13 protein-coding genes are annotated in these 13454 nt (G+C 52.6%); 12 read left to right on the top strand and 1 reads right to left on the bottom strand.

Annotated features, from left to right (window positions below; all coding sequences use genetic code 11):
• The first annotated feature begins 73 nt into the window (after positions 1–73).
• From ffh to rplS, 5 genes are all read left to right on the top strand, one after another.
• Positions 74–1417, top strand: coding sequence for a signal recognition particle protein (gene ffh, locus FLS37_RS15135; protein ID WP_157670807.1), 1344 nt, complete (start codon positions 74–76; stop codon positions 1415–1417).
• A gap of 111 nt (positions 1418–1528) precedes the next feature.
• On the top strand, positions 1529–1774 hold the full coding sequence (gene rpsP / locus FLS37_RS15130) for a 30S ribosomal protein S16 (protein WP_157670806.1): 246 nt from the start codon (positions 1529–1531) through the stop codon (positions 1772–1774).
• 34 nt (positions 1775–1808) lie between these two features.
• Complete coding sequence (gene rimM, locus FLS37_RS15125; protein ID WP_157670805.1) at positions 1809–2330, top strand: ribosome maturation factor RimM; 522 nt, start codon at positions 1809–1811, stop codon at positions 2328–2330.
• A gap of 44 nt (positions 2331–2374) precedes the next feature.
• The gene (trmD, locus tag FLS37_RS15120) at positions 2375–3136 is read left to right on the top strand and encodes a tRNA (guanosine(37)-N1)-methyltransferase TrmD (RefSeq protein WP_157670848.1); all 762 of its coding nucleotides are present in this window, start codon (positions 2375–2377) and stop codon (positions 3134–3136) included.
• Between the two features lie 38 nt (positions 3137–3174).
• Entirely contained in the window at positions 3175–3555 is a 381-nt protein-coding gene (gene rplS, locus FLS37_RS15115; protein ID WP_157670804.1) for a 50S ribosomal protein L19, read from the top strand.
• A gap of 74 nt (positions 3556–3629) precedes the next feature.
• Here the strand turns inward: rplS and FLS37_RS15110 are convergent, their stop codons facing one another.
• Positions 3630–4592 carry a polyprenyl synthetase family protein gene (locus FLS37_RS15110; RefSeq protein WP_157670847.1) on the bottom strand — a complete coding sequence of 321 codons (963 nt, stop codon included), beginning with the start codon at positions 4590–4592 and terminating at the stop codon, positions 3630–3632.
• Positions 4593–4848: 256 nt separating this feature from the next.
• Between FLS37_RS15110 and rplU the strand changes: the two genes are divergently transcribed.
• The 7 genes from rplU (at position 4849) to FLS37_RS15075 (ending at position 13000) form a co-directional block, all read left to right on the top strand.
• Entirely contained in the window at positions 4849–5160 is a 312-nt protein-coding gene (rplU, locus tag FLS37_RS15105; RefSeq protein ID WP_157670803.1) for a 50S ribosomal protein L21, read from the top strand.
• A gap of 15 nt (positions 5161–5175) precedes the next feature.
• Complete coding sequence (gene rpmA / locus FLS37_RS15100; protein ID WP_157670802.1) at positions 5176–5448, top strand: 50S ribosomal protein L27; 273 nt, start codon at positions 5176–5178, stop codon at positions 5446–5448.
• A gap of 234 nt (positions 5449–5682) precedes the next feature.
• The gene (gene obgE, locus FLS37_RS15095) at positions 5683–6846 is read left to right on the top strand and encodes a GTPase ObgE (RefSeq protein WP_157670801.1); all 1164 of its coding nucleotides are present in this window, start codon (positions 5683–5685) and stop codon (positions 6844–6846) included.
• 187 nt (positions 6847–7033) lie between these two features.
• A complete protein-coding gene (locus FLS37_RS15090) occupies positions 7034–8317 on the top strand; it encodes a hypothetical protein (RefSeq protein ID WP_157670800.1) in 1284 nt (427 codons plus the stop codon).
• 6 nt (positions 8318–8323) lie between these two features.
• The gene (locus FLS37_RS15085) at positions 8324–8983 is read left to right on the top strand and encodes a hypothetical protein (protein ID WP_157670799.1); all 660 of its coding nucleotides are present in this window, start codon (positions 8324–8326) and stop codon (positions 8981–8983) included.
• The gene (locus FLS37_RS15080) at positions 8983–11820 is read left to right on the top strand and encodes an ATP-binding protein (RefSeq protein ID WP_157670798.1); all 2838 of its coding nucleotides are present in this window, start codon (positions 8983–8985) and stop codon (positions 11818–11820) included. Before FLS37_RS15085 ends, FLS37_RS15080 begins: the two co-directional genes overlap by 1 nt.
• A 19-nt stretch (positions 11821–11839) precedes the next feature.
• Complete coding sequence (locus FLS37_RS15075; protein ID WP_198314670.1) at positions 11840–13000, top strand: class I SAM-dependent RNA methyltransferase; 1161 nt, start codon at positions 11840–11842, stop codon at positions 12998–13000.
• Positions 13001–13454 lie beyond the last annotated feature (454 nt).

Below are 13454 nucleotides of genomic sequence, written 5' to 3'. Positions count from 1 at the left end.
AGGTAAAATGGAAAGTAATTAAGTCTAACAGAGTGGGTGCCGCTGCGGCATCTGTCGTTTAAGGAAGCGTTGCATGTTTGAAAACTTGTCTGGCCGCTTGGGCGGTGTTGTTAAAACTCTGCGGGGGCACTCTCGCCTGACCGAAGACAATATTAAAGATGCGTTGCGTGAAGTACGTATGGCGCTGCTTGAGGCTGATGTGGCGCTGCCTGCGGTGAAGCAATTTATCGCTGATGTCAAAGTGCGCGCAGAGGGCAAAGAGGTTGTGGGTAGTTTGACGCCGGGTCAGGCGGTCATCGGTGTGGTCTATGAAGAACTGACCAAGCTGATGGGCGCGCAAAACGACGCGCTCAATCTGGCTGCGCAGCCGCCGGCGGTGATTTTGATGGCGGGTTTGCAAGGTGCGGGTAAAACCACAACCTCGGGTAAGCTGGCCAAGCTGCTGAAAGAATCGCAAAAGAAAAAAGTGCTACTGGTGTCGACCGACGTCTATCGGCCTGCCGCGATTGAGCAGCTGAAAACGCTGGCTGCTCAATTGCAGGTCGAGTGGTACCCATCTGATGTAACACAAAAACCTGTTGATATTGCCAATGCGGCGATTGATCACGCTAAACGTCACTTCTTTGATGTGCTGATTGTCGATACCGCCGGTCGTCTGGCGATTGATGAGGCAATGATGCAGGAGATTAAGTCCCTGCATGCCTCGGTGAGGCCAGTTGAAACCTTGTTTGTGGTTGATGCGATGCAGGGGCAGGACGCGGTGAATACCGCGCAGGCTTTTAACGAAGCTTTGCCGCTTACTGGTGTGGTGTTGACCAAGATGGATGGCGATTCGCGTGGTGGTGCCGCGCTCTCGGTGCGCCATATCACGGGCAAGCCGATTAAGTTCTTGGGTACCGGCGAGAAGCTAACTGGCCTGGAGCCGTTCCACCCGGATCGAATGGCGAGTCGTGTGTTGGGGATGGGTGATGTTCTTTCTCTGATTGAAGATGTGCAAAATTCGGTTGATGAAGCCGAAGCGCTCAAGATGATGAAAAAGGTCAAATCTGGTAAAGGGTTTGATCTGGAAGACTTCAAAACGCAGATTCAGCAAATGAAAAAGATGGGTGGCATGGCTGCGCTGATGGATAAACTGCCTGGGCAATTGAGTGCGATGGCTGATAGTCAGGTGACCGATAAAGCGGTGGCGAGAATTGAAGGGATTATCAATTCGATGACGCCACTTGAGCGTCGCAAACCCGAGTTGCTCAAGGCGAGTCGCAAGCGCCGGATCGCTGCGGGTGCTGGGGTGTCGGTGCAGGAAGTCAATCGTTTGCTCAAGCAATTCGAGCAGACACAGAAGATGATGAAGCAATTCTCGGGTGGTGGCATGATGAAAATGATGCGTGGGCTCAAGGGCTTAATGCCGGGAATGTAATTGCAGCTGATGCGGTTTTTTGCGCAACGGCTTGCTGTTTGGTCTTGCGGTGGCTGGTAAATTCTGGCATGATTGCGAGCTTATTTTTATTTACCAATATTGGGTTTTATTATGGTCGTGATTCGTCTTGCTCGCGGTGGCTCAAAAGATCGCCCGTTCTACAACGTTGTAGTGACTGATTCTCGCAACCGCCGCGATGGTCGTTTCATCGAGCGCGTTGGCTTCTACAATCCACAAGCTGCTGGTGCTGCTGAAGAGTTGCGCTTTGTTGCTGATCGTCTGAACTACTGGTTGGGTGTTGGTGCACAGCCTTCTGATACCGTAGCTCGTTTGATCAAACAGCAAAAAGCGGCCTGATTTTTCCGTGGTGAAAGATCTTAAAGCCTCGTCAATGGAAGCTCAAAATGCCGTGCCGGGAGATCTGGTGGTGATGGGCTACATTAGCGGGGCTTTTGGTATTCAGGGTTGGGTTAGTTTGATTGCTGATACGCAATACGCTGATAGTTTGCTCGACTACAAAACATGGTGGTTGGGGAAAAACGGTCAGTGGAAAGCGTATCAACTTGCTGATTCACATGTTCAGCCGAAAAAGCTGGGTGCCAAGCTGCAAGGTGTTAACGATCGTGATGCTGCCTTTGCGTTAAAAGGTTGCGAGATCGCAGTGCCGCGCAGCGAAATGCCTGAGCCGGAAGAGGGTGAATACTACTGGGCAGATTTGATCGGCTTGGTGGTGTTGAATTCACAAGGTCAACGCCTTGGTGTTATTGAAAAGCTGTTCGAGACTGGCGCTAACGATGTCATTGTCGTTAAAGACGGTGACGAAGAGCGTTTGGTGCCTTTTGTGGCGCATGTCGTGCTGGATGTTGATCTTGAAGCGCGTGTGATGCGGGTGGATTGGGGGCTGGATTTTTAATCCGGGCCGTATCAATGTCTGAGCTAAAAAATCCACGGCGTGGTATGCAGTTTGATGTGGTGACTCTGTTCCCCGAGATGTTGAGTGCCATCACTGCGCATGGCGTAACGCGCCGGGCGGTAGAGTTGGGCTTGATCGGTGTGGAGACGTGCAATCCGCGTGACTTCACGAGCGACAATTATCATCGCGTTGATGATAGGCCGTTCGGTGGTGGCCCGGGGATGGTGATGCTACCGGCGCCGCTGGATGCTGCCCTTGGGTATAGCAAGCAACGTCAATCTGCATCTGGCTTGCAGCCATATACGGTGTACCTCTCTCCTCAGGGGGCGCCGTTGACACATCAAAAAGTAGCCGAGTTGGCGCACAAACCGGCGCTGGTTTTGTTGTGTGGGCGTTATGAGGGGGTGGACGAGCGGGTGATTGCCTTGCACGTCGACGAAGAAATCTCGGTGGGTGATTATGTGTTATCGGGTGGCGAATTGCCCGCGATGATCGTAATCGACGCCGTGTCCCGACTCTTGCCGGGCGTGTTAAATACGGCGGCAAGTGCGGTGGAAGATTCGTTTGTGGATGGGTTGCTCGATTGCCCGCATTACACCCGTCCCGAAGTTTATCGCGATATGGCTGTGCCTGATGTCTTGATGTCGGGTAACCATGCCGCAATAAGGCGCTGGCGTTTAAAGCAGTCGCTCGGTCGCACTTGGTTGCGCCGTCCGGATTTGCTGGAAAATCGCCAGTTATCTAAAGAAGAGTCTCGTCTTCTGGCTGAATTTAAAACTGAGTATTCGGCGCTACCGCAAGAGTGATTGCGGCAGAAGGTACAAGCCTCATATGGAGTATTAAAATGAACTTGATTCAACAACTCGAGCAAGAAGAAATTGCCCGTTTGGGTAAAACCCTGCCAGAATTTGCGCCAGGCGACACTGTCGTCGTATCGGTAAAAGTAAAAGAGGGTAGCCGTGAACGTCTGCAGGCTTACGAAGGCGTAGTAATCGCTAAGCGTAACCGCGGTCTGAACAGCAACTTCATCGTTCGCAAAATTTCTTCTGGTACTGGCGTTGAGCGTACATTCCAGACTTACTCTCCACTGGTGGCTTCAATTGAAGTTAAACGCCGTGGTGACGTTCGTCGCGCTAAACTGTACTTCCTCCGTGATCGTTCAGGTAAATCTGCACGTATCAAGGAAAAATTGCCAGCGCGTAAAGTGGCTGCTCCAGCAGCTTAATTGCCCGGCAATTGCAGAAATAAAAAACCCCGCCTTCGCAAGAAGCCGGGGTTTTTTATTGGGGTGGTGCCAGATTAGCTGTTGCGATCAATGGCCAGGTCGGCCAGTGCCAGTAGCGCTTGGGTGTGGGGTGATGCAGCTAGCTGGGCAAGACATTCTTTGGCGAGTTGCGCTTCTTTTTTTGCAGTGTCGCGCGCGTATTCGAGCGCGCCCGATTGCTGGACCGCATTGAGTACGGCATTGAAGTTTTCGCGCTTGGCGTGCTCGAGTGCGTCTTTGACGGTAGCGGCTGCCTCGGCTTGGCCGTGGCGCATCACATAAATCAATGGCAGCGTCGGTTTGCCTTCGGCCAGATCGTCGCCGAGTGATTTGCCGATTTCTTCTTGCTTGCCCGAGTAATCAAGTACGTCGTCGATGATCTGGAATGCGGTGCCCAGATGCATGCCGTAGCGCGCCAGTGCGTCTTCGATGTTGGCATCCTGCTCGGCTAGAATTGCTCCCAGGCGTGAGGCAGCTTCAAAGAGTTTGGCTGTTTTGTAACGGATCACTTTCAGGTAATCGGCTTCATCAACATCAATATTGCCGATATTCATCAGCTGCAATACTTCACCCTCGGCGATGATATTGGTGGCATCTGACAAAACTTGCATAATCCGCATCGAGCCGCAGTTCACCATCATCTGGAAGGCGCGACTGTATAAAAAGTCGCCGACCAGTACGCTGGCCGCGTTGCCAAAGAGTGCATTGGCCGTGTCGCGGCCACGGCGCAGGCTCGATTCATCCACCACATCGTCGTGCAGCAGTGTGGCGGTGTGAATAAATTCGATCACCGCCGCAAGTTCGTGGTGGTGTTGGCCCTTGTAGCCTAGCGCTTGAGCGGAAAGCAGGGTGATCATCGGGCGTAGCCGTTTGCCGCCGGAGGCGACAATATATTCGGCCACTTGACGCACCAGAACAACATCGGAGTAGAGGCGGTCACGAATGACGTTGTCCATGATGGCCATGTCGGCATCTACGACCGACTTTACAAACTGCATCGACACGCTGTGTTTACCCTTTGGGCTAAGACTGCTGTGCAATGGTTTGCATAGCAGTCGCATGAATAAATAATCGCGTGATCTTAGCAGAAAACGGCCTGGTTCGCCCGTTTTGCCGTGCTGTCCTGTTTGAGTGGTGTCTTAAGTCCTTGACTTTATTAAAAACAGTGATTAAGATGCTCGATTCCCAATTTTGGGGATCCGTGCCGGTGTGAATAGTCCGCGGCACGTTGGGTCAAACTCTTAGGAGCTTGTTATGTATGCAGTCGTAAAAACTGGTGGCAAGCAGTACAAAGTTGCTATCGGCGAAAAACTTAAAGTAGAACAGATATCTGCAGACATCGACAGCCAAATCGTACTGAATGAAGTATTGATGGTGGCAGACGGTGACGCGGTTGTGATTGGTGCCCCAGTGGTTGCCGGCGCTTCCATCAAAGCTACAGTTATTTCTCAAGGTCGTGGTGAGAAGGTTCGCATTTTCAAAATGCGTCGCCGTAAACACTACATGCGTCGTGCTGGCCATCGCCAGAACTACACTGAAATCCGCATTGACGAAATCGTTAAGTAATTAAGGAGCTGAACCATGGCACATAAGAAAGCTGGTGGTAGTTCGCGTAACGGTCGCGATTCAGAAGCCAAACGCTTGGGTATCAAAGTTTACGGTGGTGAATTGATTCCTGCTGGATCTATCATTGTTCGTCAACGTGGTACTGAATTCCACGCGGGTGACAATGTAGGTATGGGCAAAGATCACACCCTGTTCGCGAAATGCGATGGCTACGTACAATTTGCAGTGAAAGGCGCTCTGAAGCGTCGCACTGTAACTGTACTGCCTTACACTGGCGAAGAAGCTTAAGCTTTTTCCCGGTTTGTTTTGAAAGCCCTGTCCTCGTGATGGGGCTTTTTTTCTTTCTGATTCTCCGCTGAGAGTTGGAATGCGTAAGTAGCGTCGGTTTCGCCTTTTGGGTGCCGACTGGTTTTCTTGGGTTTTGCAGTTTAGCTAGGTGATTTTCCAGATACTGGCTTTGGTATTGGCCTGTATGTGGTAAATCCCTTCGCTTCCAGAGCGATACCCTTCGAAGGAGTGGATATGAAGTTTATTGATGAAGCAAAAATTGAAGTCATCGGCGGCAAGGGCGGGAATGGCTCGGCCAGTATGCGTCGTGAAAAATTCGTGCCGCGTGGCGGCCCGGATGGTGGCGACGGCGGTAAAGGCGGTACGGTGTGGGCGATTGCCGACGAAGACATCAACACGCTGGTTGATTACCGTTTTGTCCGTAAATACAAAGCGCGCGACGGCGAAGGTGGCCGTGGTGCCGATTGTTATGGCAAAGGCGGCGACGATATCGAATTGCGCATGCCAATCGGCACGACCATTACCGATGCTGAAACTGGCGAGCTGATCGCCGACTTGACCAAAAATGGCGAGCGCTTGCCGATTGCCAAAGGTGGTCAAGGCGGTTTTGGTAATTTGCATTTCAAATCGTCAACCAACCGTGCGCCACGTCAAACCACGCCGGGTGCTGAAGGTGAGCGTCGCGAATTGAAACTGGAATTGAAAGTGCTGGCCGATATTGGCCTGCTCGGTATGCCGAACGCCGGTAAATCGACCTTTATCCGCGCCGTGTCAGCCGCGAAACCCAAAGTCGCCGATTATCCGTTTACCACCTTGCACCCGAATCTAGGTGTGGTGCGCATCGATGAAAACCGCAGCTTTGTTATCGCCGACGTACCCGGCTTGATCGAAGGCGCTGCGGACGGTGCAGGTCTGGGTCATCGCTTTTTGAAGCATTTGCAACGTACCGGTATTTTGTTGCATCTCGTTGACTTGGCGCCGTTTGATGAAGGTGTTGATCCGGTCGCTGAAGCCAACGCGATTGTTGAAGAGCTGCGCAAATACGACGAAGAGCTCTACAACAAGCCGCGCTGGTTGGTGCTCAATAAAGTCGACATGATTCCGGAAGAAGAGCGTGAAGAACGCGTGCAGGCTTTCCTGAAAGCCTATGGTTGGGAAGCGGGCGAATATGACGAATACGCACCATTCGATCCGGCCAAGCCGCGCTACTTCGTGATCGCTGGTTTAACCGGTGAAGGTTGCCGCGATTTGACCTATGCGATTGCTGACTATCTGGAGCAAGCGAAAAAATTGGCCAAGCAGCAGGAAGAAGATGCTGCCGCCCGTTTGGCCGCCGAGCAGGAAGCTTTGCTGGCAGCCCGTGCAGCAGCGATTGCGGCTAATGGTGATATTGAGTAATTGATGTTGATGGGGGTATTGCCCTGCAGGCTATTGCTAACAAGTTCTGCAGGGTAATACCCTTTGTTGTATTGATGGCTGCTTAAGTTTATTGCTTAGCCATGCTGTTGCCTCACTTCCCGCTAAAGGCATTGTTTTTCGCCTCATTTGCCTTTAGTCTTGCTGCTTCCTGATTTTTGTCATCTCCATGCAAGACGAAAACTTATTCTCCGATTTTTTTCAGCCCGGTTTTGTGCCGCACGAATTGCCGCAAATGGCCGAGCTGTTGCGCGCGCGCACTTATATTGACGCGTTTATTACGCTGTTTCGCGGTGGCGAAGACGAAGTATTTGTCCGTCTGATCGTGCTGCGCGAAATCGGCGCGCGTGCCGATGCGCCTCGCTGGTCGCCGGCAGATTTGCAATCGCATTTTGCCTACATCAATCAGGTGAAGCTCGATACCGTCCTCAAACGCTTGCGTGATAATGGCTTGCTGGTCTGGGATAGTGACGAGCAGCTGTATGCCATGTCTGAGGCGGGGCGGGTGGCGTTGGCGGCGATGGGCACGATGATGCAGTTTGCCGAGGGCGATGCCGAGCTCGGCTATCTGACGTCGCAGGTCGCTGCTGGTCAATCGCTGGGCCAGGTTTCCAACGAAGTGATGCTCAATTTGCTGGCGCGCTTGAACGAGCTGTATGCCGATTTTGAAGCCGCGCTGGAGTCTCAATCCGAATTCCAAATCCGCGCCGCGCGCGAAAAGCTCGAAAAAGTGTGGCAGTGGGTCGAAAAAGGCACGGATGTGATTCGCACCGTACTCACTGACGAAGCCACCGATCAGCGTGTCTATCAAATTGCCCAATCGATTGCCTTGGCGCAAGCGCGCATGTTGCGGCTGACTTCGGTGTTTCATCGTCGCCTGTCCGAGCTGGCTTCGCAGCGCGTGCATTTGGGGCAATCGGGCTTGTCGACGACCAATGTCGCCGATTGGTTGCGCCAGCAAACGCAAGAAAAGCTCGCCAGTCTTGGACGTGATTTAATTTTGTTCCATCCCGAGCCGCATTTTGTCGTGTCGGATATTTTGCTTGACGTGGCCGAATACGAAATTTGCGAGCGCGAACGCCCAGTCAATATCATCAGTGAAATGCCCGCCGGCGCTGCCGCGCAAATGGTCGGCGAAGTTGAAGCCGAGCGCCTATTGCTGGCGGAATCGCTGTACGATGATCTTAATCGCCTCGTCGCTGGCGGTTTAGGTGGCGATTTGCCCGCAGCGGTGATTGCACCGACCTACAACGAAACCGCGTATCGCCTATCGTTGTTGTCGCTCTTGGGCGATGCCGAGGCCGCGCTGGAAAAAAGCGTGGTCGCCGATATTGTCAAAATCCCGCTGCGCCTGGAAGCGACAAGCGAATTATTTGAACCCGATCACCCCGAAGTCGCCAGCATTAGTCATGGCCGACTCACTCCACTGAATACCATGCAGAAAAAAGGCTGATAGAACATGGATCAAGCCCTGAATATTTTGGTTGCGCGTCTATTGGCGCAACGTTTTGTGTTGCGCAAAGATCCGCTCGCGCGCCGCGCGCTGATTGACGAAGCCTTTCGCGAGTCGCTCGAACATCGCCTGGCCGAATGTGGTTTGCAATTGCTGGAAAATCCCTACGCCGAGCATATTGCCGTAGCGCTACAGCCGCATATGGAAGAATGGGTGTTTGGTGAAGGCGAAAACTGGCTGTCGAATAATATGGGCCTGCCGCGTGACGGTATCGCGCTGCTTGTCGTTGTCTGGGCGCTGATTATTTTGCCGAAACGCGAACGTCAGATTGCGCGCGTTGAAGCGGGTAACGAAGACCAGGGTGATTTATTTGGTGCGGAAAAACCGATTGAACACGGCGAAGGCGTCGCGCAAGGCGTGTCGGAAGACGCGCTGTATGCCGACTTTGGCAAGGTGCTCGGCGGCAAAATGCGCTTTACGACCAATTTGGGCCAGTTATCAAAATTGGGTTTTGTCGTACGTCGCAACCGAATGATTTTTGAGGGCCCAATGCTCGATTTGATGATCGACTACGCCAAGCTCGCGCCGCGCATTATTAATGGTGCGATGGCCGATATTCTGAAAGTGTCCGATACCAAAATCGCAGCTGATGTGGAGGTGAGCTAATGTTCCAGATTAAAACTTTGGAAATGGTGCACTGGGATTTCTGGCAACGCATTTCTGTGCCGCTCGATGCGCAGATTGTGACGGTGGTCGGCCCGAATGGTTCAGGTAAAACGACGCTGCTCGATGCGCTGCGCACGATTTTGGCGCTCAAATGCTCGGGGCGCCGTGATTACAAGCGCTATGTGCGTAATAACAAAGAAAACATCGCTTGGCTGCGCGCCGTGGTGAGTAATCCGCGCCGCAGCGGCGGTGGCTTTTTCCCGTATCTGTTTTTCCCGCTCTCATCGGAGACGGTGACGCTGTTTTGCCGAATTAAAAAGCAGGGCGGTGATTGGGTGCGCCAGTATGCGATTGCCGAAGGCGATGCGCAGCTTGATGGCCAAACTGAAACGACTTTGCAGTGGCTTGGCGTTGGTGATTATCGCCGTCGTCTTGAGCAAGCGGGTTTAACGCCTGCGATTGCCGAGGTATTGGCCTTGGAGCAAGGTGATACGGATAAGCTGTGCGAATACTCCCCTAAGGCATTGCTAGACTTGGTTTTCCAAGTGTTTGGCGACAAAGAAGTGCTCGACCACTACCAAGAAGCCAAAGTGCGTTTGCGCGAGGCTGAGGGCGAGCTTGATAAAATGCAGCAGCAACTCTCGCAATTGGGTTTGGACGTTGAGCGTTTCCGCCTGCGCGCCAGCAGCTATCTGGAATGGTGCTCGCTCGGTACCGATACGGTGCGCCTTGAGCAAGAAGTGATTCCCGCCTTGCAAGTGGCCGAAGCGCAAGACACGCTGCGCAACTACATCGCCCAATTTAAGCAAAATCGCCGCAATCTGTGGCACAAGCGTAGCGATCTGGTTCAGCTCGACAAACGTTTGGCGGTGGCGCAATTGGCGGCCAATCAAACGTTGAATGGCGAGCAGCAAAGCAAGGCCGATTACGATGCGATGTTTGCCAAATTTCAGGAGGTACGTGATGCCGCGCGCGACACCGAGCGCTTGATCCGCGAAGGTGAAAAACTGCGCGAGCTGGCCGAGCGTGAACATGGTGCCGATGCGATTGGTCTGAACGATAAACTGGCCGATCTAAAAGTACTTGAAACCGAGAAAAAACTCGCGCTGAAAAATGCCCGCGACGAGCGCCAGCAATTGTCCGAAGCGCAATTTGCGCTGCAAGCCGGTAAAGCGCCGTCCCCCGAGTTTGTCCGCCAGATGCGCGCGGCACTTGATGAGGCCGGTATCCCGCATCAGCTGTTGACTGAGATTTGCGAAGTCAAAGATCCGGCGTGGCAGGATGCGGTAGAGGCCTTGCTGGCACCGTCGCGCCACTTGATTTTGCTGCAACGTGAAGCGGATAAACAGCGCGCTTGGGAAGTGGGCGAGCGTTTGCGCTACCGCCACTTTATTGTGTCCGAGCGCGAACCCGCTCCGCGTGCGAATTTAGGTTCGATTCTGGAAATCATCGATTTCAAAGCGCCGGTACCGGCATGGTTGAGCCGTCAGCTGAATGGTATTCAGCGCGTTAAATCGGTCGAGGCAGGTAGCCGGATTAGCAGTGATTGGATTACCAAAGAGGGGTATTACCGTGAACGCCGCGGCGCGCGTTTCATAGGGGTCGATACCCGCGAATATGCCTTCGGTGAGGCGGCGCGTCATTCACGCTTGAACGACATCGCCGTGCGCTTAAAAGCCTTGAATGAGCAGATTCTCGATCAAGAAACCGATTTTGCTAGCGTGCAGCGTGATATTCAAAGCATTACCGTGCAGCTGATGGGCATGCAGGCCGTGTTGCAATTGGCGGCGCGCCAAGCTGAATTTGCGGCGGCGGCTGAGCGCTTCCCGGCTGAGCAAGCCGAAGTGCAACGCCTAGGGGCCGAGCTCGCTGCGGCGCAAGCCTCGCTTGAAGGCTCACGCGAAAGTCGTTCTGAGTTGCGTTTGGCGGCGCAAAAAATCGAAATCGAACGCGATCAATTCCGCCTCGCGGTGGAAGAATTGCAGGCGCAAATTACGCGTCAACGCAATGAAATCAGCCGCCAGCTCGGCGCGATCCGCGTACTGAAAGAAAAAGCGCTGCCAGCGTGGTTGTTGCCGAATGTATTGGCGCAACTCAAGGAAGAATATCGCAGCGTCACCGAGGTGCGCCATATTATCGAGCGCCAGCAAGAGCAGCTAACGCAAGCGCATTGGGAAAAAGACGAAACCATCATCCAGCGCCGCGATAAATTGGTCGCCGACTACGAGGCGCTCGAAGACGAGTCGCAAGGTCACCGCAAAGAAGTTGAGCGCACTGGCCAGCTCACCGAGGAAGCTCGTGCGGCCTACATCAATAAGCTGCGTGCAACGGTGCGTGCCTATGGTCGCAATATTAAAGGCTTGGGCGATTTGGCCGGTATCGACGTTGAGCTCGATATGCCGCATCTGGAAAACGACGATGTTGTGTTGGCGCAAGCGGGTCTGACCGCGCGCTTCAACTTCGACCAGAAAGGCATGATGGGCTTGAACGACGGTGAGGCGTCGGGCGGTCAGCAGGTGATGAAGTCATTGATTTTGCTGATTGGCTTAATGATGGACGAAAACAATCCATCGGGCTTTGTGTTTATCGACGAGCCGTTTGCCCACTTGGATATTTTCAATATTGACCGCGTCGGCGCGTTCCTGAAAGCGACGCAAGCGCAATATCTGATTACAACGCCGCTGACGCACAATACCAATGTGTATGGCCCATCCGAGTTGACGCTAACGACACGCAAAAAACGTCCAGGCGAGACTTGGGCGCCATTGATCATGCAAACGCGTCGCCGGACCGAGCAAAACTTGCCCACTGGCAATAAAGTAATCGAAACCGTTTAGTTTTTATAAGAAGAAGCCTGTGTTACAAATTTTTGAGTTTTTCGCGCCATGTCCGCGTGGTCTTGAGCCGATTCTGGAAAAAGAATTGCTTGAGCACGGCGCCAAGAAAGTAAAGGTCACCGATGGTGGCGTTGCGTTCTCTGGCCCATGGACGGTGATGTATAAAGCGAATCTGTATTCGCGCGTCGCGAGCCGCATTCTGTGGAAACTGGTGGAAAAGCCATATCGCACCGAAGACGATATTTTCCGCATGGCGCGTGATACTGAATGGGCGGAGATCTTTACGGTTGAGAATTCAATCAAAGTCACGGTGACAGCAGTGCGCTCGCCGCTGCGTAGCCTCGACTTTATTGCGCTCAAAGTGAAAGACGGCGTTTGCGATCGTTTTCGGTTGAAGTGTGGCAAGCGTCCCGACGTGGATACCAAAGAACCCGATATGCGGATTCATTTGTATCTGTCGGACAAAATGGCGACCTTGTATCTCGATACTTCGGGTGAAGCGCTTTTCAAGCGTGGCTATCGCGTAGAAACGGGCGATGCGCCTGTGCGGGAAAATCTGGCTGCCGGTATTCTGGCGCTGAGCGGCTGGACGCCTGAGCAAGCGTTTTACGATCCAATGTGCGGTTCGGGGACTTTCCTGATCGAAGCGGCAATGATCGCACGCAATATTGCGCCAGGTATTCGACGCTCTTTTGCCTTCCAGCAAATGCGCATGTTTGATGATGGATTCTGGCAAGGCGTTCGTGCCGAGGCTAAAGCGAAAGAAACCAAGAGCAATCAGTTGATTTCGGGTTCAGACGTTTCAAGTACGGTGCTGATTTACGCGAAAGCCAATATCGCCGCCGCGGGATTGGAAGATGCGATTCAACTGAAACAGTTGAATGTCCTCGATGCTAAGCCGCCAGCTGAGTCAGGGGTGTGGGTATGTAATCCACCGTATGGCGCACGCATGGATGAGAAAGAGCATTTGGCTGGCTTGTACCCACAATGGGCAACGGTATTAAAGCAGCGCTTTGCAGGTTGGAATGCCTATTTCCTCACCGCAGATTTGGATATGCCCAAATACATGCGTTTAAAAGCGTCAAAACGTACCGTCCTATTTAATGGTCCGCTCGAATGTCGCTTGTTTGAATACAAAATGATCGCCGGTGGCAATCGAGATAAGCCCACTAAAGATTGATTTAATCAGTGATGTGGCGTTAAAAGACCAAGACAAAGCCCGCGCCAGCGGGCTTTGTGCTTTTTGTGCTTGGTTTTTGCGGTTTTGTCGCTGAGTTTGCTGATGCTGGCCGTTTGGTTTTGATTAGCTGGGCTCAATTGTTTAAAATTGAGTTTCCTTTGTCATCAATCACTTATCGCCTTTTTTCGCTTTTCTTTGTCGATAAGTGTTGACGTGTTTCAAGGCGGTGGGTATAGTTCGGCCTCTCTGCTGATGACGCAGCGAAACAAAACGAGTTTCTCTCTGTCTCACACCGATCTTTAACAAATTACAGCCGATGAGTGTGAGTGCTTGATTCGTAAGTCGAAACAAGTGCTTGCACTCAATTGAAAAGAAAGTAAAACAAGACGAACTTTATTGTTCATCTCGTTTTTTTCTTTGAGTATTGAAGTACAAGCCAAGTAGTACATTTAGC

Source organism: Chitinibacter sp. GC72 (assembly GCF_009760905.1).
Classification (GTDB): Bacteria; Pseudomonadota; Gammaproteobacteria; order Burkholderiales; family Chitinibacteraceae; genus Chitinibacter.
The sequence above is the reverse complement of the archived record's forward strand: the minus strand, read 5'-3'. Positions and strand labels throughout refer to the sequence as shown.